6 protein-coding genes are annotated in these 22,067 nt (G+C 70.9%); all 6 read right to left on the bottom strand.

Features of this window, described 5'->3' with window-relative positions:
- Window positions 1-19: 19 nt before the first annotated feature.
- From ACFWX1_RS00115 to ACFWX1_RS00090, 6 genes are read right to left on the bottom strand one after another with little or no spacing between them, the layout of a single operon-like run.
- Complete coding sequence (locus ACFWX1_RS00115) at window positions 20-1,333, bottom strand: MFS transporter (RefSeq protein ID WP_378382579.1); 1,314 nt, start codon at window positions 1,331-1,333, stop codon at window positions 20-22.
- Window positions 1,330-8,409 carry an amino acid adenylation domain-containing protein gene (locus ACFWX1_RS00110; protein ID WP_378382578.1) on the bottom strand — a complete coding sequence of 2,360 codons (7,080 nt, stop codon included), beginning with the start codon at window positions 8,407-8,409 and terminating at the stop codon, window positions 1,330-1,332. Before ACFWX1_RS00110 ends, ACFWX1_RS00115 begins: the two co-directional genes overlap by 4 nt.
- The gene (locus ACFWX1_RS00105) at window positions 8,409-19,226 is read right to left on the bottom strand and encodes an amino acid adenylation domain-containing protein (RefSeq protein ID WP_378382577.1); all 10,818 of its coding nucleotides are present in this window, start codon (window positions 19,224-19,226) and stop codon (window positions 8,409-8,411) included. Before ACFWX1_RS00105 ends, ACFWX1_RS00110 begins: the two co-directional genes overlap by 1 nt.
- 23 nt (window positions 19,227-19,249) lie before the next feature.
- On the bottom strand, window positions 19,250-20,197 hold the full coding sequence (locus ACFWX1_RS00100; RefSeq protein WP_378382576.1) for a pyridoxal-phosphate dependent enzyme: 948 nt from the start codon (window positions 20,195-20,197) through the stop codon (window positions 19,250-19,252).
- 35 nt (window positions 20,198-20,232) lie between these two features.
- On the bottom strand, window positions 20,233-20,457 hold the full coding sequence (locus ACFWX1_RS00095) for an MbtH family protein (RefSeq protein ID WP_378382575.1): 225 nt from the start codon (window positions 20,455-20,457) through the stop codon (window positions 20,233-20,235).
- A 33-nt stretch (window positions 20,458-20,490) separates the two neighbouring features.
- Entirely contained in the window at window positions 20,491-21,705 is a 1,215-nt protein-coding gene (locus ACFWX1_RS00090; protein ID WP_378382574.1) for a Zn-dependent hydrolase, read from the bottom strand.
- Window positions 21,706-22,067 lie beyond the last annotated feature (362 nt).

Below are 22,067 nucleotides of genomic sequence, written 5' to 3'. Positions count from 1 at the left end.
TGTGGGAGCGGGGATCCGGTCAGGTGACGGGATCCGCTGTCTGCTGCTTGTCTTCGCCGGGCAGCGCGGGCGGGTGCCGCAGCGCGGGGACGACGGTGCCCGCCAGCGCGACCAGCAGCAGCCAGCCGAGCAGGACCAGCACGGTCGTCGTGCTGCCGTAGTACTGCAGGAGCAGGCCGGCCAGCACCGGGCTGAGCGGGGTCACCGACTGGCTGAAGAACCGGCAGGCGCTGTCGACGCGGCCCTGCAGCGCGTCGGGGACGAGCACGATGCGGTAGGCCGAAAGCACCGAGTTCCACAGCGGCGCGGCCGCGAGCATGAGCCCGAACACCACGCCCATCACGATGATGTCGCCGGTGACGAGCATGACCGGCAGCAGCGCGGCCCATACCCACGGGAAACCGATGACCACCCAGGACGCGGGAATCCGGTCGGCCGCCCACGCCGCGGCGAACGACCCGATCAGCCCGCCCGCGCCCGCCAAGGTCAGCACGGTCCCGACGACCGCGGCGGGCGTGTGGGATTCGTGCCCGATGACGACGAGCAGCGTGGGCATCGCGTTCCCGACGAGGTTCGTGGCGGCGACCATGAGGATGCTGCCCCGGAGGAAGGGCTGGCGGACGACCCAGCGAAGCCCGTCTCGGACACCGGAGAACAGCGACAGCGTCTTGGTGTCGGGCGCCGGAGCGGACCGGAACCGCGTCTTGATCATGGATACCGTCGTGAACGAGACGAGGTACGACAACGCGTCACCGAGGAACGGCAGCAACGAGGCGACCGAGAACAGCGCCCCGCCGATCGGCGGCCCGGCGAGCATCGCGCCGTATTCGCGGCTTTCGTTGCGCGCGGTCGCGGACCGCAGTTGCACGGCGGGCACCACGTGCCGCAACGCGCCCACCTCCGCCGGCGAGAACAACACGGTCGCCGCGCCTTCGATCAGTGCGACCGCGATGACGTGCGGGTACGTCAGCCAGCCGGTCGCGAGCCCGGCGACGATGCTGGTGAGTGCGACGCAGCGGACGAGATCGCAGGTGAGCATGAGCTTGCGGCGGTCCCACCGGTCCGCGAACAGGCCGGCGGGGAGGCCGAGCAGCCACTGGGGCACGCCCCTGGCGGTGGCGACGAGGCCGGCGAGCACCGGTGACCCGGTCAGCGACAGCACCAGCAACGGATAGCCGACGTAGGACATCCTGCTGCCCAGCACGGACGCGAGCTGGCTCACCCAGAGCAAGGTGAAATCGCGGTTCTTGCTCAGCGGCACCGGTGGCTTCGGAGGATCAGCCGTTCCGGCTTCACCCGCCTCGGCCACGTCGTGTTCTTCGCGGGGAGTCATTCCGCCGCCTCCAGCCCGGCCCTGAACACGGAAACCACCTTGGTGAGCTGAGGTTCTTCGAGTATCGACAGATGCGTTCCCGGCGTCTCCAGCAGTTCGGCGCGCGGCGCGTAGTCACGCCACGCCTCGTACCAGGACAACGTCCAGTTGCCTTCGGTCGCCTTCAGCACGGTGAGCGGGACGTCGGCGGGCAGCGGCCGGTAGTTCCGTTTGGCCATCCGGAAGAACCTGTTGCGGCGCAAGGTATTCTCCAGCGCCTCCTTGCCGAGCCCGAGCTGTTCCTCGCGGAAGTCGAGCCGGCGCAGATGCGCGGTCAGCCGGCGCGGGGCGAGCTCGGTCCACTCCTCGTCCGCGATGTCGGCGGACAGCGCGATCAGTTCGTCCAGCAGCTGATCGACCTCGTCGCGGTTGCGGGTTTCCGGCGCCAGTACGACGGAATCGACCAGGCCGACCCAGCCGACCTCGGCTCCGGCCCGCGTCAGCTGGGCGGCGGCTTCGTAGGCGACGATGCCGCCGAACGACCACCCGCACAGGCGGTACGGGCCAGCGGGCTGCCACCGCCGGATCCGCTCGACGTAGACCGCGGCCATTGCCGCGACCTGGTCGGCCGCCGAAGCCGTCACCAGCGACTCGTCGAAGTCGACGCCGACGAGCGCGAAGTGCGGCTCCAGCGCGCGTGCCAGCCCGTAGTACCCGGTGATGCTGCCGGTTCCTTCGTGCACGCAGAACAGGGTGCGGTCGCGGGGCCCGGTGTTCAGCGGGACGAGGCCGGGCGCGGGTGCCTCCTGCCGCCGGTCCGTCATCCGCCCGGCCAGCTCCGCGACGGTGCGCGCGTCGAAGATCGCGCGCAGCGGCACCTTGAGGTCGTGCTGGGTCCGCAGGCGGGCGACGACGTGCGCGGCGAGCAGCGAATGGCCACCGAGGTCGAAGAAGTCGTCGGACACGCCGACCCGGTCGACGCCGAGCACCTGGCACCAGACCGCGGCGATCGCGCGTTCCAGCTCGGTACGCGGTGCCACGAAACGCGATCCGAGTTCCGGCCGCGCCGAGTCGGGGTCCGGCAGAGCCAGCCGGTCGACCTTCCCGCTGGCGGTCCTCGGCAGCGCGGGAACGAGGACGAACCGGGCCGGGATCAGGTGGTCCGGCAGTCTTTCCTCGAGCGCCGCACGCAACTCGGACACCGGCGGCTCGCCGTCGGCGGGCACGAGGTACGCGACCAGCCGCAGGTCTCCCCGATCGTCCTTCTTCGCGCTCACAACGGCTTCGGCGACGGCTTCGAGCGCGCGCAGGTGTGCCTCGATCTCCCCGAGCTCGACGCGGAAGCCGCGGATCTTGATCTGGTGATCGGATCGGCCGAGGTGTTCGAGGACCTGGTCCGGTCCCCAGCGGCAGACGTCGCCGGTGCGGTACAGCCTGCCGTCGCCGAAGGGGTTGGGCAGGAACCGTTCCGCGGTCAGGCCCGGCCGATGCCAGTAGCCCCGGCCGACTCCGGCGCCGCCGATGTAGAGCTCGCCGGGCACCCCGGCCGGGCACGGCGACATCGCCTCGTCCAGGACGTACACCTCGGTGTCCGCCATGGGACGGCCGACGGCGTAGGTCCACGACGGTCCGCTGCCCGCCGGCACCCTGATCCGCGTCGCGGTCATCGTGGTTTCGGTCGGGCCGAACTGGTTGACCACCTTGCCCGCGAGCCAGGCACAGTCCGCCAGCCGCTCGGCGTGCAGCCGCTCACCGCTGCACAGGACGAGGCGAAGGGCGTTCAGCCCGCCTTCCGGTGCCTGCCGCGCCGCCAGTTCGTAGAGCAGCGTGGGCACCACGCTCAGGATCGTCGTCACCCGGTGCTCGGCGAGCAGGGCCACGACCGCGTCGGGGTCCTTGGCGATGTCGGGTTCGGCGACCACCAGCTTCGCTCCCGCCGACAGCGCGCCGAAGATTTCGCGCACCGAGGAGTCGAAACCCCAGCCGGAGAGCGCGATACCGGTGTCCCCCGGCACGATTCCGTACTCGTCACGCAGGTAGCCGATGCGTGCCAGCGCGTTGGCGTGGGTGGCCACTACGCCCTTGGGACGCCCTGTCGAACCGGACGTGTAGACGACGTACGCGGCGCTGTCGCGGTGGATCTCGGCCGGGACGGACACGGACGGCGGCGGTTCGGTGTCGTCGCTGTCGTCGGTGTCGATCAGGAGCACCTTGCCCGCGAATCCGTTCAGCGCGCGTTCGGCGGTCGTGGTGTCGGTGAGCACGAGCCGGGTGCCGGTGTCGTCGAGGATGAACGACACCCGGTCCCCCGGCTGTCGTCCGTCGATCGGCACGAACGCCGCTCCGGTCTTCGCCACCGCGAGCGCGCAGATCACCGCTTCCGGGCCGCGCGGCAGGCAGATCCCGACGAAGGTCTCCGGAGCGGCGCCGTTCCGCCGGAGCCGCCGGGCCAGCGCGTTCGCCCGATGCTCGACCTCCGCGTAGGTCAGTTCACCGGCCCCGGCCAGCGCGACGACGTCGGGCCGGAGGGCGGCCTGCTCTTCGAAGAGCTGGTGCAATCCGGTCACGCCCGCGGGCACGCGGCTGGTGCGGTCCGCGTTGCGGCCGTTCACCAGGCCTTCGTGCTCCGCTTCGGAAAGCAGGGACAGGTCGGAGAGCCGGGCCTTCGGATCGGCGATGACTGCCGAGAAGAGGCGCCGCACATGCTCGCCCAGCCGGCGCATGCGTCCGGCGTCGAACAGCGCGGTGCTGTACCGGATACCGGCCAGCAGACCGCCGGGTGTGTCGGCGAAGGCCAGGGTCAGGTCGAACTTCGCCTGCCCCGTGGTGAATCCGTACTCCTCGGCGTGCACGCCGGGAAGCTCCCAGCCGGCGGAAGGGACGTTGTTGACCGACAGCATGACCTGGAACAGCGGTGTCCTGGCGAGATCACGCTCGGGCTGGAGTTCCTCGACGAGCCGCTCGAAGGGCAGATCCTGGTGCTCGTAGGCGCCCATCGTCACCTCGCGGACCCGGTCGAGCAGGTCGACGAACCGGGGATCGCCGCCGAGGTCGGTGCGCAGCACCAGGGTGTTGACGAAGAAGCCGATCAGTCCTTCGACTTCCCGGCGGTTGCGGCCGGCGATCGGGGTGCCGACGGCGACGTCGGTCTGGCGCGTGTAGCGGCTGAGGACCAGCTGGACGCAGGCGAGGACGACCATGAACAACGTCGTCCGGCGCTCCCTGGCGAGCCCGCGCAGACCCGCGGCGATCTCGGCGGGCATGACCAGTTCCAGTGCGGCGCCCTCCGTCGCGCGGACAGCGGCGCGCGGACGGTCCGTCGGCAATTGCAGCGCGGGGATACCGGCGAGTTTGTCCCGCCAGTAGCCGAGTTGCTCCTCCAGCACTTCGCCGCGTAGCCAGTTCCGTTGCCAGACGGCGAAATCCGCGTACCGGACCGCCGGGGCCGGGGTTTCGTGCCCCGCGCCGCGCAGCGCGGCCCGGTACCCCTCGCCGAGTTCGCCGACCAGGTTCCGCGCGGACCAGGCGTCCATCGCGATGTGGTGGGTGGCGAACAGCAGCACGTGTTCGTGCTCCGCGGCCCGGAACAACGCGGCTCGCCACAACGGCCCGGTCGCCAGATCGAACGGGTCGCGGGCCAGCGCACCGACAGCGCTGTCCAGCGCATCGGGGTCGACGTCGACCACCGGAAGCGAGACCGGCCCGGCGGGGTGGATCCGTTGTCTGGGCTCGGTTCCCTCGGTGACGAACGTCGTCCGGAGCATCTCGTGCCGCGCGACCACCCCGCCGAGCGCGGTTTCCAGCGCGGCGACGTCGAGTTCGCCGGTGAGGCGCCAGGCCAGTGGGACGATGTACTCGGTACTGCCCGGTTCGAGCTGATCGAGGAACCAGAGCCGCTGCTGTGCGAAGGACAACGGGAACACGTCCCCGTCGACGCGTTCGATGGCCGGGATCGCCCGGCCGGTCCGCCGTTCGTCGAGCAGCCACGCCAGTTCGGCGACCGTGGGGAAGGTGAACAGGGCGCGCAGCGGCACCTCGGTACCGCCGAGCCTGCTCAGCCTGGACACCACCTGGGTGGCCAGCAGCGAATGCCCGCCGAGTGCGAAGAAATCGTCGAGCACCCCGATTTCGTCGATCCCGAGCACTTCGGACCAGACGTCGGCGACCAGTTCCTCGGTCGGGGTCCGTGGCCGGACCGGGCCCGCGGCGAGGCCGGGACGGGCGCCGTCGGGTGCGGGCAGCGCGCGCCGGTCCACTTTGCCGTTCCCCGACAACGGAAGTGCCGGAAGGAACACGAAAGCCGCGGGCACCATGTAGCCGGGCAGCACCGCTTCGACCCACTCGCGGACCTCGGGCTCGGCGAGTCCGCCGTCCGCGACGAGGTAGGCGACCAGCCTGCGGTCCCCCGGTGTGTCCTCGCGCGCGACGACCACCGCTTCGGAGACGCCCTCGAGCACCAGCAACCGCGCTTCGATCTCACCGAGTTCGACCCGGTAGCCGCGGATCTTCACCTGATGGTCGGTGCGGCCGAGGAACTCGAGGTCACCGTCGGGACGGAACCTGGCCAGATCCCCGGTGCGGTAAAGCCTGCCGGCGCCGAAGGGATCGGGCACGAATCGCTCCGCGGTGATGCCCGGCCGTCCGAGGTAACCGCGGGCGACGCCGTCACCGCCGATGCAGAGTTCGCCGACGACGCCGGCAGGCACCGGGTTCAGCGCTTCGTCGAGCACGTACATCCGGGTGTTCGCGATCGGGCGCCCGATGGGCACCGGCACCGAGGGGTCGAACCGCTCGTCCGCGACGTAGATCGAACAGCCGACGACGGTCTCGGTCGGGCCGTACTCGTTGATCACCCGTGACTTGGGGGCGATCCGCTGCCACGCCGCGAGCGTCTCCGGTTTGACCTCGTCGGCGCCGACCACGTAGGTGCGGACGGAATCGAGCTGCTCGTCCTCGCCGATCATGCCGCGCAGGAGGTCGAGGTGCCCGGGGGTGATCTTGAGCAGGCTGAAATCCCCGGGTTCGGCCAGCACCCGCTTCAGGGAGTCGTGGCTGCGGTCTGGCGAGAGCAGGGTGACGTCCTTGCCGCCGATGAGCGGCAGGAAGAAGTTGGGCATCGAGAGGTCGAACGCGATCGAGCCGAGCATGGGCGCGCCGGACTCGCCGGCCAGCCCGTAGCCTTCGATCCCCCACCACAGGTAGTTGACCAGGCCCTGGTGCGCCACCAGCACGCCCTTGGGGCGGCCGGTGGAGCCGGAGGTGTACATGACGTAGGCGAGGTTGTCCGCCCGGACCGGCGTATCGGGGTTTCCCGTCGGCAGCCGCGCGGCCACCGAGACCTCCGCGTCGAGCAGGATGGTCCGGTCCGCGTACTCCGCCGGCACGTTCGAGAGTGTTTCCTGCTCGACGATCACCCGCTCCGCACCGGTGTCGTCCAGCATGAACCGCAGCCGCTCGGCCGGATATCCCGGATCCAGCGGCACGTAGGCGGCGCCCGCCTTGAGGATGCCGAAGATCCCCACCAGCGCCCGCACCGACGGGCCGGCGCAGATCCCGATCCGCTGCTCGGGCCCGGCCCCGAGGGCGCGCAGGTGCCGGGCCAGCCGGTTGGCCCGCTCGTTCAGGTCGCGGTAGGTCAGGCGCGTGCCGTCGGTGTCCACCACGGCGACCGCGTCGGGCTGCCGGGCCGCGCACGCTTCGAACAGCTCGTGCACGCAGCGGTCACGCGGATACTCGGCCGCGGTGTCGTTCCATTCGGACACGATCCGCCGCCGCTCCCCGGCGGTGAGGATGCCGACGTCCCCCACCGCGGCCGCGGGATCGGCCGAGAGACCGAGCAACAGCGTCCGCAGATGCCCGGCGAGCAGATCCGCGCGGTCACGGTCGAACCGCGAGCGGTCGTAGGTGATCTCCATGCGCAGCAGGTCGCGGACCGCCGCGACGACGCTGAGGGGGTAGCCGTTCCGTTCGCGGGCGCCCATCGGGACGAGCTCCAGCCCGTCGGCGGGCTGATCCTCGGCGGCCGCGGCGGGATAGTTCTCGAACACGAGCAGGGTCTCGAACAACGGAGTTCCCTGCGGCACCCCGCTGCTGCTCTGCGCGAGCACCAGGGGCGTGTAGTCGTACTGGCGCAAGGCCAGCTGAGCTTCCTGTACCGACCTCAGCCACGCGCCGACCGGCCGCGCCCGCTCGACGCGGACCCGCAGCGGCAGCGTGTTGATCATGAGCCCGACCATGGACTCGACCCGCTCGGCTTCGGGTGGCCGGGTGCTCATGGTCGCGCCGAACACCACATCGCGCTCACCGGTGTAGCGAGACAGCAGCAGGGCCCACGCCCCTTGCAGGACGGTGTTGACGGTGATCCGCTGCGTCCTGGCGAACTCCCGCAACCGTGCCGACTCCTCGGCGTCGAGTTCGAGTTCGACCGTGGCGAAGCCGTCATCGGTGCCCGGCCGATCCGCGGTGATCTTCGTCGGGGCGCTGAAATCCGCCAGCTCCGCCTTCCAGTACCGCTCGGCTGCGGCGGTGTCCTGCGCGGCGAGCCAGCGCAGGAACGAGCTGTACTTCGGCGCGGGCTCCAAAGTGGACGGACGGCCTCGGACGGCGGCGCGGTAGTACGTCATGAGATCGCGCAGCACCAGCCGGACGCTCCAGCCGTCCAGCAGGACGTGGTGGAAGCTGAGCACCATCAGGTGTTCCCTCGCCGCCACGCGGAACAGCGTCACCCGCAGCAGCGGTGCCTCGGCCAGTGCGATCCCCTGGCGCCGGTCCCGCTCGAGCCACTCGTCGAGCCGCTCCGCCCGCGCGAAGCCGTCCCCGGACCAGTCGAGCACCGTGAAGGGCACCCGGACCGTCCGCTCGATCAGCTGAAGCGGACGGTCGACGCCCTGCCAGAGCAGCCGGGCGCGCAGCGCGCTGTGCCGTGCCACCACTTGCTGCCACGCCTTCTCGAGCGCGGCCTCCTCGAGCGGTCCGTCGAACCGGTACAGCAACTGCTCGAAGTCGACGCCGCTGCCGGGGTCGAGCAGGGTATGGAACAGCATTCCCTCCTGCATGGGCGACAGCGGCAGAATGTCTTCGAGGGGCGAGGACTCCATCAGACGTCCCTTCGGTAGCCGTGGATGATCATGTCGAGGGTCTGCTGATCGAGACCGGCGAGCGGGAAGTCCGCGGGCACCGCGCCGGTGGTGCCCGGTGCGGTGCAGTGGGCGATGACCGCGCCGAGTTCGGCGATGAACGCGTCGGCGAGCCTGGCCACGGTTTCCGCGCGGTGGAGGTTGCGGGAGTAGCCGAAGCTGATCCGGAAGACGCCGCCGCTGACTTCGGAATTGAGCTCCAGCACATGGGATCGCCGCCCGCTGGCGGCCTGTCCCCTCCCGCGTGCTTCCTCGGCACCGCCGAACGTGCGGTCCGCCGCGAGCACGTTGTCGAACTGCCCGAGGTAGTTGAAGAGGATCTGCCCGCCCGAATCCGTGAGCCCCGCCCCGTCGGGTGCGAGGTGGCGCAGGATTCCGTGACCGACGCCGTTGCGCGGAATCTCGCGCAGCGTCTGCTTGGTTTCCTTGAGCACTCCGGCGATCCCCGCGTCGTCGTCGGTCGTGAGGGTCACCGGGTAGATCGAGGTGAACCAGCCGACGGTCCTGGACAGGTCCACCCCCGGCAGGATGTCTTCGCGGCCGTGCCCCTCCAGATCGATGACGACGTCCGAGGCACTGACGTGCGGCCGGATCGCCAGCGCCAAAGCCGTCAACAGCACGTCGTTGATCTGCGTCCGGTACGCGGCGGGCACGTCGACGAGCAGCGCGCGGGTCGCTTCCGCGCTCAATTCACGCGAGATCCGCGCCGCCGACTCGACGGTGTTGTCGCCACCGCGGTGATCGACGGCCACCGCGGCCCCCGATCCCGCGGTCTTCCGCCAGAAGGCGCCTTCGTCGGCCGCGGCGGGCGAAAGCGCGTACTCCGGCAGCATCCTGGCCCACTGCAGGAACGACGTCGTCTTGGCGGGCAATGCGATCGGCTGCCCGGCACGCACCTGGCGATAGCCGGTCTCCAGGTCTTCGAGCAGCACTCGCCAGGAGACCCCGTCCACCACCAGGTGATGCGCCACGAGCAGCAGCCGCCGCCCGCGGGTGCCGAGATCGGCGAGGAGCGCGCGGAAGACCGGACCGCTTCCGATGTCGAGGCTCGCCTGCAGCCGATCCGCCTCGGCGGTGAGCGCGGCCTCGTCCGCGCATCGCACCGTCAACAAAGGATCGGCGGGCGCGCAGGGCACACCGGGCTGCGTCCAGCTGTCCGTACCGGGAGCGAACCGCGCGCGCAGGACGTCGTGGTGCTCGACGAGCTTGCCGAGCACCACCGCGAGATCCCGCTCGGTCGCTTCCCGGGGCACGGTGACCATGACCGACTGGTTGTAGTGATCGGGATCGGGCGGGTTTCCGGCGAAGAACCAGCGCTGGATGGGCGTGAGTGGCGCGTCTCCGGTCACCACCCCCTGCTCCGCGCGCACGACCGGTGCCGTCTCGGCGGCCGCCGCCAGCGCCGCGATGGTCTGGTGCTCGAACACCATGCGCGGGGTGATCCGGACACCGCCCGCCACGGCCCTGGCGACGATCTGGATGCTGAGGATCGAGTCCCCGCCGAGGTCGAAGAAGTTGTCGAACACCCCGGCCCGGTCGAGGCCGAGGACCTGGGCCCAGACGTCGGCCAGCAGCTTCTCCGTCGCCGAGCGCGGCTCGGCGAAGCCTGCCGCGAGGTCGGGCCGGGACGTGTCGGGAGCGGGCAGTGCGCGGCGGTCGACCTTGCCGGTCGAGGTCAGCGGCAAGGCGGGCAGGAAGACGAAAGCCGAGGGCACCATGTAGCCGGGCAGGGTCCGCTCCAGCCACGCGCGCAGGTCCGAGACCGACGGCGTCCGGCCGGCGGGCACCACGTAACCGACCAGGCGGCGCTCACCGGGCTTGTCCTCCCGCGCCGCCACCACGGCCGCGGCGACGTCGCCGGACTCGATCAGCCTCGCCTCGATCTCGCCGAGCTCGATCCGGAACCCGCGGATCTTGACCTGGTGATCGGACCGGCCGAGGTAGTCCAGGACCCCGCTCGCCGACCACCGGCCGACGTCGCCGGTCCGGTAGAGCCTGCCCGCGCCGAAGGGATCCGGGACGAACCGCTCCGCGGTCAGCCCCGGGCGGCCGAGGTAGCCTCGCGCCACCCCGGCGCCACCGACATACAGTTCCCCCGGCACGCCGATCGGGCAGGGCGCCATGTCCGCGTCCAGCACGTACGTGCGCAGGTCGGCCAGCGGCCTGCCGATCGGGCTGGCCGCGGCGTCACCGCCGGTCGTCGCGGACAGCACGAGCGACGTCGTGTGCACCGTCGTCTCGGTGATGCCGTACATGTTGACCAACGTGACGTCCCTGGCCCGGTCGTCGGAGTACCACGGCTCGAGCATCGTCAGGTCGAGTGCCTCGCCGCCGAACACGACGAACCGGAGCCTGCCGGGACCGCGGGCGATCACCGGCGCCATCAGCGTCCGGAACGAAGTCGGGGTCTGGCTTAGGATGGTCACTCCCCGCTCGGCGATGACTCCGGCCAGCCGTCCGGGATCGCGTGCCACCGCGTTCGAGACGATCACCGTCTGCCCGCCGGTGGTCAGCGCGCCCCAGATCTCCCAGACGGAGAAGTCGAACGCGTAGCTGTGCGTCGACAACCACACCTGGTGCTCGTCGAACGGGAAGGTCTCCCGTGTCGCGTCGAAGAGGCGGCACGCGTTGGCGTGGCTGACCTGTACTCCCTTGGGTTTGCCGGTGGAGCCCGAGGTGTGGATGACATAGGCGAGGTTCCCCGGGCTCATGACCGGCCGCGGATCGGTGTCCGGCCGGGCCGCCAGTACCGGGGCGAGCCCGGAGTCGTCGAGGTTCACCACCTCGCTCGCCCAGTCCCCCTCAGCCGTGCCGGAATCGGCGATGACGAGTTCGGCACGCGTGTCGCCGAGGATGAACGCGAGGCGTTCGGCCGGGTAGGCGGGATCGAGCGGCAGGTACCCGGCGCCGGACTTGAGCACGGCGAGCAGGCTGACCACGGTCCGGACCGACCGCGGCAGGCACACCCCGACGAGCCGTTCCGGACCGGCGCCGAGCGCGCGCAGGTGATGGGCGAGCCGGTTCGCCCGCCGGTTCAGCTCGCCGTAGGTCAGCGTCGCGCCGTCGGTGTCGGTGACCGCGACGGCGTCCGGGCGCTCGGCGGCGTGGCGCTCGACGAGCTCGTGGATCAGCTGGGGTCCGCTCGGCAGCGCGTCGCCCGCGTTCCACTCGTGGACGACCTTGGCGTGTTCCCGCTCGGTGAGCAACGGCAGTTCCGACAGCGGTGTGCCCGGGTCCTCGGCGACGGCACCCAGCAGCCGCTGGATGTGCTCGCCCAGCCGGGTCACCCGGCCGGCGTCGAACAATGCCGTGCTGTAACGGATGACGCCGGTCAGCCCGTCCTCGGTGTCGGTGAACGCGAAGGTGAGGTCGAACTTCGCGTGACGAGCGCCGAGCGGGAACTCTGTGACCTCGACGCCGGGAAGCGACCACTCCCCCGGTGGCGTGTTGTCGACGGTGAGCATGACCTGGAACAGCGGCGTGCGGGCCAGGTCGCGATCGGGCCGCAGCTCGTCCACCAGCCGTTCGAACGGCAGGTCCTGGTGTTCGTAGGCGTCGAGGGTGACCGTGCGGACGCGTTCGAGAAGCTCCGCGAAGGACGGGTCACCCGCCAGATCCGTGCGCAGGACGAGGGTGTTGACGAAGAACCCGATCAGGCCCTCGACCTCGGCGCGGTTGCGGCCGGCGATCGGCGTCCCGATCGCCACGTCGTGCTGTCCCGCGTGCCTGCCGAGCACGGTCTGGACCGCGGCGAGGACCACCATGAAGAACGTCACCCGCTGGTCCCGCGCCAGATCCCGCAGTCCGGCGGCGACCTCGGCGGGCACGGTGAACTCGACCGCGGCGCCGTCGTTCGAGCGGACCGTCTCCCGTGGACGGTCGGTGGGCAGCTCCAGCGCCGGGACGCCGGCCAGCTGATCGCGCCAGTACCCGAGCTGCCGCTCCAGCACCGGCCGGGTCAGCCAGTTTCGTTGCCAGGCGGCGAAATCCGCGTACTGCGTGGTGATCGGCGGAAGCTCCGCGGCTTCCTCGCGGTAGTGGTGACTCAGCTCGCGCACGAGCACGCTGGACGACCAGGCGTCGGCGACGACGTGGTGCATGGCGAGGACGAACACGTGCTCCCGCGGTCCGGTCCGCACGACCGCGGCGCGCCACAAAGGACCTTCTCCGAGATCGAAGGGCCGGTAGACGAATTCGGCGACAACCTGATCGACCGGCCGGTCGCCCGGCTCGATGACCGGCATCGTCACCGGCTGGCCGGTGACGATGCGCTGGGACGGCTTGCCCTCGACGGTCGGGAACGACGTCCGCAGTACCTCGTGCCGCGCCACGGTCCTGGCCAAGGCCGTTTCCAGCGCGACCACCTCGATGTCCCCGGTCAGCCGCCACGCCATCGGCGCGACGTATTCGGTGCTGCCGGGCTCGAACTGGTCGAGGAACCACAATCGTTGCTGCGCGAAGGAAAGCGGGAGTTCCGCCGTGCGATCCGCGCGCGGGATCGGGCTCAGCACGGCGCCGTCACCCGCACCGGACAGCCGCCGCGCCAGTCCCGCCACCGTCGGTGCTTCGAACAGCAGCCTGAGCGGGACCTCGCGGCCGCTGGTCTGGGCCAGCCGGGACACGACCTGGGTGGCGAGCAGGGAATGACCGCCCAGCGCGAAAAAGTCGTCGAAGACCCCGACCACGTCGACACCGAGGACGTCGCGCCAGATGTCGGCGACGAGTTCCTCCAGCAGGCCACGCGGCAGGACCGGGCCGTCGTCGCCGAGGTCGGGCCGCGCGCTGTCCGGAGCGGGCAACGCGCGCCGGTCCACCTTTCCGCTGCCCGACAGCGGCAAGGCGGGCAGCACCACGAACGCGGAGGGGAGCAGGTAGCCGGGCAGGGATTCCGCCAGGTGCGCGCGAAGCACCGGCAGCTGGGGCGATTCCGCCGCAGGCACGAGGTAGGCCACGAGCCTGCGGTCGCCGGGGGTGTCCTCTCTGGCGATCACCACCGCCTCGGCGACACCCGGCTGCTCCAGCAGCTTCGCCTCGATCTCGCCGAGTTCGACGCGGTGGCCGCGGATCTTCACCTGGAAGTCGGTGCGCCCCAGGTATTCGAGATGTCCCGCCGCCGACCAGCGGCAGGCGTCCCCGGTCCGGTAGAGCCGCCCAGGGCCGAGGGGATTCGGGACGAACCGCTCCGCGGTCTGCCTTGGCCCGCCTCGATATCCGCGAGCCACGCCGGCGCCGCCGACGTACAGTTCCCCCGCGACGCCGAGGGGACACGGCGACATCGCCGAGTCGAGTACGTAGGCCTGTGTCCCGGCGATCGGCAGTCCTATCGGGACACTTCCCTCGCCTGCGGCGGCCGCCGCGGGCACCGTGTGCACGCAGCAGCCGACCACCGTCTCGGTCGGCCCGTATTCGTTCACCAGGTATCCGCCCGGCGGCAACGCGGCGAGTACGCCGGCGGCCGCGGCCCACGGCAGGTCTTCACCACCGACGACGACGGCGGGCGGGAAGGCGGCGCCGTCGAGCATCCTGAGGTGGGTCGGGGTCAGCTTGATCAGGGCGGTGCCGGGCGCGGGCAGCAGCCCGGCCGGATCGGCGTTCTCCTCGGTCAGCCGCACGGCGCGGCCGTTCAGGAGCGGCAGGAAGACCGAGGTGACGGTCATGTCGAAGGCGAGCGACGAATGCAGGACCGCGCCACCGTCACCGGGGAACGCGTAGCTCGCGCGGGCCCAGGCGAGGTAGTTCGTCAGCCCCCGGTGGGTGATCTCGACTCCCTTGGGCGTCCCGGTGGAGCCGGAGGTGTAGATGACGTACGCGAGGCCGTCCCGGTGGACGGCGGGCTCCCCGGCGAAACCGTGGTGGCCCGTGATGGCGCTGTCGTCGACGTCGACGAGCTGAGCACGGATCCGGGTACCGAGCCCGGCCGCGTGCGTCGTGTCCGTGAGCACGATCTCCGCTCGCGCGTCCTCGATCATGAAGGCGAGGCGTTCCACGGGATGCCGTGGGTCCAGCGGCAGATAGGCGGCTCCGGCGCGCAGCACGGCGAGCAGGGCCACGATCGCCTCGGGCCGGCGCGGCAGGCAGATCCCGACGACCACCTCCGGTCCGGCGCCACGGTCCCGCAGGTAACCCGCGAGGCCGTCGACGCGGCTCGCCAGCTCACGGAAGCTCAGTGTGCCGCCGTCGGCGGCGCGCACCGCCACGGCGTCCGGCCGCTGTTCCGCGTGCCGCGAGATCAGCCGGTGGATCCATCCCGGCCGCTCGGCCGTTTCCCGGCGTTCGGCCGGCCCGGCGCTCCACTGCTCGACGACCGTCCTGCGTTCGTCCGCGGTGAGCAGCGGGAGTTCGGAAAGCCGGGCACCGGGATCCGCCACGACGCCGGCGAAGAACGTCCGCAGATGATCGCCGAGCCGCTCGATCCGGCTTTCGTCGAAGAGCGCGGCGCGGTACATGATGACGCCGGAGAACTCCTCGGCGTTGTCGGTGAACGCCAGTGCCAGGTCGAACTTGGCGCGGTGGGTGGACAACGGGTGGTCGAGTGCCCTCAGGCCGGGCAGCCGCAGCCGCAGCGGTGGGGTGTTGTTCACCGAAAGCGAGACCTGGAACAGCGGCGTCCTGGTGAGGTCCCGGTCCGGGCGCAGTTCCTCGACGAGCCGTTCGAACGGCAGATCCTGGTGTTCGTACGCGCTCAGCGTGGTGTCGCGCACCCTGGCGAGCAGATCGGTGAACGCGGGGTCCCCGCCGACGTCGGTCCGCAGGACGAGGGTGTTGACGAACATGCCGACGAGCGGTTCGGTTTCCGGCCGGGCGCGCCGGGCGACCGGGGTGCCGACGGCGATGTCGTCCTGGCCGGTGTAGCGCGCGAGCACGGACTGCAGGCCGGCGAGGACGACCATGAACAACGTCGTGCCCTCGGCTCGGGCGAGTTCGCGTAGTCCGGTGGCGACCCGGGCAGGCAGCGTGAAGTCGAGTGCGGCGCCGTCGGAGGCGGCCGGGGCCGTGCGGGGCCGGTCGGTGGGAAGTTCCAGCGGGGCGAGACCGGCGAGCTGGTCGCGCCAGTACGCCAGCGGTCCGTCCAATGTGGACCCGCTCAGCCGCCGGCGTTCCCACCTGGCGACGTCGGTGTACTGGATCGGCAGATCCGCCAGCGCCGGCTCGCGTCCTTCGACGACGGCCTGGTAAGCCCGGCTCACCTCGTCGACGAGGATGGCGGCCGACCACGCGTCCGCCACGATGTGATGGATCGTCAAGGCGAACACCGAATGCCGGGGTCCGGTCCGGATCAGCCGCGCGCGCCAGATCGGACCGGTGCTCAGGTCGAACGGTTCAGCCACGAAAGCGGTCAGCAGTGCGCCGAGCTCACCGTCGCGTGCGTCGAGCACGGTGAACGGCACCGGTCCCGGCGGCGAGACGATCTGGGCGGGCTCGCCGTCCACCGTGGTGAAGGTGGTCCGAAGGGTCTGGTGGCGCGTCGCCACCTCGGTCAACGCGGTCCGCAGCGCACCGGCGTCGACCACCCCGGACAGCTCCCAGCCCAGCGGAATGACGTACTCGGTGCTGCCGGGCTCGAGCTGATCGAGGAACCACAACCGCTGCTGCGCGAAGGAAAGCGGTGCCGGGCCGTGAAGCTCGGTTCGCGTGACAGGCTCTTCGAAGGCGGGCTCGTCCGCCTCGGCGGGTGCTGTGTCGTCGACCAGCGCCGCCAGCGCCCCGACCGTGCGTGCCTCGAAGAAAGTACGCAGGGGCAACGCGAACCCGTGCCTGGTCCGCAGCCGGGCCACCACGTGTGCGGCGAGCAGGGAATGACCGCCCAGCGCGAAGAAGTCGTCGAGGACGCCGACCTCGTCGATGCCGAGCACCTCCCGCCAGACGTCGGCGATGGCCGTCTCGGCCGCCGTCCGCGGCCGTACGAGGTCTTCGCCGAGTTCCGGCCGCTCGGATCCGGGAGCGGGCAGGGCGTTGCGGTCGACCTTGCCGTTCGCGGTCAGCGGCAGGACGGGAAGCGCCACGAAGACCGACGGCACCAACTCGGCGGGCAGCACCCGCTCCAGCTCGGCACGCAGCCAGGAGGTCGGGGGCGGCTCGCCGGGCGACGTGAAGTAGCCGACCAGCCGCTGGTCGCCGGGGACGTCCTCGCGGACGGCGACCACGGCGTCGGTGACCGGGCCGAGGTCGCGCAGCACCGCCTCGATCTCCCCCGGTTCGACGCGCAGTCCCCGGATCTTGAGCTGGTTGTCGACGCGTCCGAGATGTTCGACGGTGCGGGCCGGCGACCAGCGGCAGCGATCACCGGTGCGGTAGAGCCGGTCGCCGCCGAACGGATCGGGCACGAAGCGCTCGGCCGTCAGCCCCGGCCGGCCCAGATACCCGCGAGCGACGCCGGGACCACCGATGTACAGCTCGCCGGGCACACCGATCGGACACGGATTCAGTGCCTCGTCGAGGATGTACAAGGTGGTGTCGCCCGCCGGGGAACCGACGTCGTAGCGCCACGACGATCCGGCCCCGGCGGGCACGCGCACCCGCGTGGCGGTCATCGTGGTCTCGGTCGGGCCGAACTGGTTGACCACCTTCCCGGCGAGCCACGAGCCCGCCAGACGCTCGGCGTGCAACCGCTCGCCGCTGCACAGCACCAGCCGGACGGCGGCCGGCTCGGCCGACTCGACCGGGTGGGCGGCGAGTTCGTAGAGCACCGTCGGCACCACGCTCGCGAGCACCGTGATCCGCGCCGAGGCGAGCAGACCCACCACACCGGCCGGGTCCTTCGCCGCTTCCGGCTCGGCCAGCACCAGCCGTGCCCCGGCGGTCAGCGCACCGAAGATCTCGCGCGCCGAGGCGTCGAAACCGAGACCGGCGAGCCCGAGGACGACGTCGGCCTGGTCCAGGTCGTAGTCGTCGCGGAGATGCCGGATCCTGGTCGACACCGCCGCATGAGTGGCCACGACACCCTTCGGTCGTCCGGTCGAACCCGACGTGTACGCGACGTACGCGATACCCAGCGGATGGACCGGCAGACCCAGGTCGTGCGCGGCATGGCGGGCGATCGCCGGGTCGTGCGGATCCACCCGCTGTCCGGCGAATCCCGGCGGGAGACCGGCCGCGTGGTCCCGGTCGGTGAGCACCAGCTCGATCCCGCTGTCGGCGAACAGGAACGCGAGCCGGTCCGGCGGGTATGCGGGGTCGAGGGCGACATAGCCGAGGCCTGCCTTGAGCGCGGCGAGGATGCCCACGATCGCCTCGGTCGAACGCGGCAGGAAAATGCCCAGCGGTGCGCCGGTTCCCGCTCCCGCCTCGATCAGATGCCGCGCCAGCCGGTTGGCCCTGGCGTTGAGTTCGCCGTAGCCGAGGTTCTCGCCTGCCGGGCCGCTGAGCGCGATCGCGTCAGGAGAGTCCTTGGCGTGCTTCTCGAAACACGCGTGAAGCAGCTCCGGCCGCGGCGGATTTCTGTTGCCACGCAACAGTTCCTCGTGCTCGGCGTCGGTCAGCATGGGCAACTCGGACAGCCGGAGCCCTGGATCACGGACGACGGTGGCGAGGATCTGCTGCAGATGCCCGCACATGCGGGTCATCCGCGCCTTGTCGAACAACTCCGTCCGATAGCGCACTGAACCGGACAGGCCACCGGCGCCCTCGACGAAGCCGACCGTCAGGTCGAACTTCGAATGCAGGAACTCGACCGGGAACGCTTCGACGCCGAGCCCGTCCAGCGCCAGGTCGTCGAAGGAGGTGTTCAGCACGAGCAACGCCTGGATCAGCGGGGTGCGGGTCAGGTCCCGCTCCGGGTGCAGTTCCTCGACCAGCCGCTCGAACGGCAGATCCTGGTTTTCGTAGGCGTCGATGGCCACTTCGCGAACCCGGATCAGCAACTCGGCGAACGTCGGGTCACCGGACAGGTCGGTCCTCAACACGAGGGTGTTGACGAAGAATCCGATGAGCGCCTCGGCGTCTTCACGGCCTCGGCTGGCGATCGAGGTGCCGACCGCGACGTCGTCCTGCCCGCAGTAGCGGCCGAGCACCACCTGAACCGCCGCGAGCGCGATCATGAACAGGGTCACCCGGTGTTCCCTGGCCAGCCCGGCGAGTCCTTCGGCGACCTCCGGTGGCACGGTGAACTCGACGGCGGTGCCCTCGGCCGAGGAAAGCCCGCGACGCGGGCGGTCCGTCGGCAGGTCGAGCGGCCGGAGCCCGTCGAGCCGGCGGCGCCAACGGCCGAGCAGCCTGGTCACGGCCGGGCCGTCGAGCCATTCCCGTTGCCACCGCGCGAAATCCGGGTACTGCAGGGTCAGCTCCGGCAGGTCCGGTTCCCGCCCGGCCAGTGCCGCCCGGTAGCACTCGCCCAGCTCGTCCACCAGGTTCCGCGCCGACCAGGCGTCCATCACGATGTGGTGCGCGGCGAAGACGAACACGTGCTCGCGCCCGGTCACCCGGATCAGGCCCGCACGCCACAGCGGCCCGCGGCCGAGGTCGAACGCCCCGGCCGCGAAATCCGCCACCACCTTGCCGAGATCCGCTCCCCCAGCGTCGAAGACCGGCAGGCGGGACGGTTCCGCCGCCATGACGAGCTGCGCGGGTTCACCGTCTTCGGCGACGAAACGGACGCGGAGCACCGCGTGACGGGCCACCACCCTGGTGACCGCGTCTTCGAGCGCGGAGACGACGAGATCGCCGGTCAGCCGCCACGCGAACGGCACGACGTACTCGGCGCTCCCCGGCTCGAGCTGATCCAGAAACCACAGCCGCTGCTGCGAAAAGGACAGCGGCATGGGCCGCAGTTCGCCGGACATCGACATCCTCCGAAACGTGACGGTCAGGAACGGGCGGGGTGCGGGACGGCACCGGTGAGCTGGCGGAACTCGGCTGGCTCGACGTTCCCGCCGCTCACCACGGCGACCGTGCCCCCGGTGCGGGGCAGGGCGCGTGCGGCGGCGAAGGCCAGCGCCCCGGTCGGCTCGACGGTCATGCCGAGCAGGGCGAGCTCCCGCATCGCCGCGCGGACGTCGTCCTCGCCGACCTCGACGACGTCGTCGACCAGGCGCTGGATCAAGGGAAAGGTGAACTCTCCCGGGGACTGGGCGAGCACGCCGTCGCAGATGGAGACCGGCGGATCGATCATGACGCGGCGGCCGGCCGCCAGCGAGAGCGCGGTGTCGTTGGCCGCCCGTGGCTCGGCCCCGATCACCCGGACCGGCCTGCCGGAGATCTCCACCGCGGTGGCCACACCGGCGAGCAGCCCGCCGCCGCCGACCGGGACGACGATGGTCGTGGCCCCGGCCACCTGCTCGAGGATCTCGAAGCCCACCGAAGCCTGACCGGCCACCACCAGCGGGTGATCGTAGGAGGACACGGCGACCGCGCCGGTCGCGGCCGCGATCTCGGTGACCCGGTCGCCCCTGGCGTTGTTCCCGCCGGGGCAGGTGACCACCCGCGCGCCCAGCCGCCGGATCCGGTCCTGTTTGAACGCGCTCGCCGCTTCGGTCATCACCACCGTGGCGCCGATCCCCAGCCGGGAGGCGGCCCACGCGGTGGCGATGCCGTGGTTCCCGGACGATCCGACGACGACCGCGTCCGGGGCGAGCGCGGTCAGCGCGTTGAGCGCGCCGCGCGCCTTGAACGAGCCGGTGGTCTGTTCGTTCTCGCACTTCAGGTGGATCTTCGCGGCCGGGGCGGTCAGGACCGGGGTACACCGGATCATCGGGCTGATGCGGTCGCGCGCCGCCAGGCACTGCACGGCGAACGGCCTTCTGAATGCACGCATACTTCCTCGGATGGGCCTCATGACGCGGGTCGGGATCAGCTCTCGGCGGCCTGTTTGTCCATGAAGGAGCGCAGGCTCAACGGCCGCATGTCGACCCAGACCCGCTCGATGTGCTCCAGACAGTCCTCTTTGGACCCACGGGTCCCGTCGGCCCGCCAGCCCTTCGGGATTTCCTTGCCCAGTCGCCAGATCGAGTACTGCTCTTCCTCGTTCACCACGACCTGGTACTCGAATTCGTGTTCGACGATGTCGTTCGGCATGGTTGCTCCTGTTTCCTCGGTTGCCCCGGCTCGTCAGGCGCGGAGCGCTGCGTGCAGAAGGACGTTGGCGCCCGCGACGAGATGTGTCGGCGCGGTGTACTCCTCTGGCGCGTGGCTGATTCCGCCACGGCTGGGCACGAAGATCATTCCGACCGGCGCGACGGCGGCGATCAGCTGCGCGTCGTGCCCGGCGCCGCTGGGCATCGCCATCGCGGGCAGTGCGAGGTCGGCGGCCGCCGCCTCGATCGCGGCGCGCAGCGGCGGCGCGGTCCGGACCGGCGCCGATCGCATGGTGGTGACGCACTCGATGCCGACCCCGGTCTCGCGCGCGATCCTCGCGGCCTCCTCGCGGAGCACCGCCTCGGCGACCTCCAGGCGGGCGGCGTCGAGATCCCGGATCTCGGCGGTCAACCGGGCCCTGCCCGGCACGACGTTCGCCTGGCCGGGCTCGACGCCGAGCTCACCAACGGTGCTGACCGCGCACAAGTTCCGCTCCGCTGAAAGCGCTTCGATCCGCAGCACCAGCTTCGCCGCGGCCACGAGGGCGTCCCGCCGCTGGTCCATCGGCGTGGTTCCCGCGTGGTTCTGCCTGCCGCGCACGTCGAACTCCACGATGGCGCGGCCGACGATGCCGGTCACCACACCGATCGGGACGCCGCGGGATTCGAGCACGGGTCCCTGTTCGATGTGCAGTTCGAGGTAGGCCCCGACCGCGCCGGGCGGCCAGACGGCGTCGCCGATCGCGTCCAGGTCGCCGCCGGCGCGTGCCAGCGGCTCACGAATCGAGTGGCCGGCGCGGTCGACAGTGGACGCGGCGGCGTCCAGTTGCCCGGTGACCGCCAGCGAACCCCAGAAGGGGCAAGGGAAACGTGCCCCCTCCTCGTTGGCGAACGCGACCACGACCGGGGCGTGCCGGGTCGGCAGGTCGTGCTCGGTCAAGGTCCGGAGGACCTCCAAGGCGGCGACGACTCCGTACGCACCGTCGAAGCGACCACCACGGCGGACCGTGTCGACGTGCGATCCCATGAGCACCACCGGATCGTCCGGAAGCGCTTTCCCGGGGTGGAGGAACAGGTTGCCCGCCTGATCCACGGTGCTGCCGAGTCCCGCGCGTCCGGCCGCCTCGCGCAGAAAGCGGCGCGCCGAATCCTCCTCGGCGGTGAACCCGAGCCGGGACAAGCCTCCCCCGGGATCGACACCGTAGGTGGCGAGTTCGTCGAGATCGGCCAGCATTCGCGTGCCGTTCACTCGCACGGCGAAGTGATTCAGGCCGAAATCCGCTACCGAACCGGCCGGCCCTGCCGATCGAAATGACATATGACAACCTCCCCCCGCTTGCGCGCCTTCGCACTCAACGCGGACATCCGGACATTCCGTGTGGTCTCGCCCCCTGGCCGACGAACGCGAAGACTCGCAGAACTCGTCGCGCTTCCCAACCATAACGTCAAATTCGGCGATCGAGGGGCGCATCAAAGGGCCGGAAGGTCTGCCCGAAGGGACGGGGCAATTACCGACAGAAATCCTCGTAAACCCTGCTACCGTCGAGCAGCGACGCAGGTCACCGTGACCATCATGAACCTGGGGAAATATACGAATGAACGAAACAGAAT

Origin of the sequence: Amycolatopsis sp. NPDC059021 (assembly GCF_042739895.1) — a bacterium.
Classification (GTDB): Bacteria; Actinomycetota; Actinomycetes; order Mycobacteriales; family Pseudonocardiaceae; genus Amycolatopsis.
Note: the sequence above shows the minus strand (reverse complement) of the source record. Positions and strands in the feature narration are given on the sequence as shown.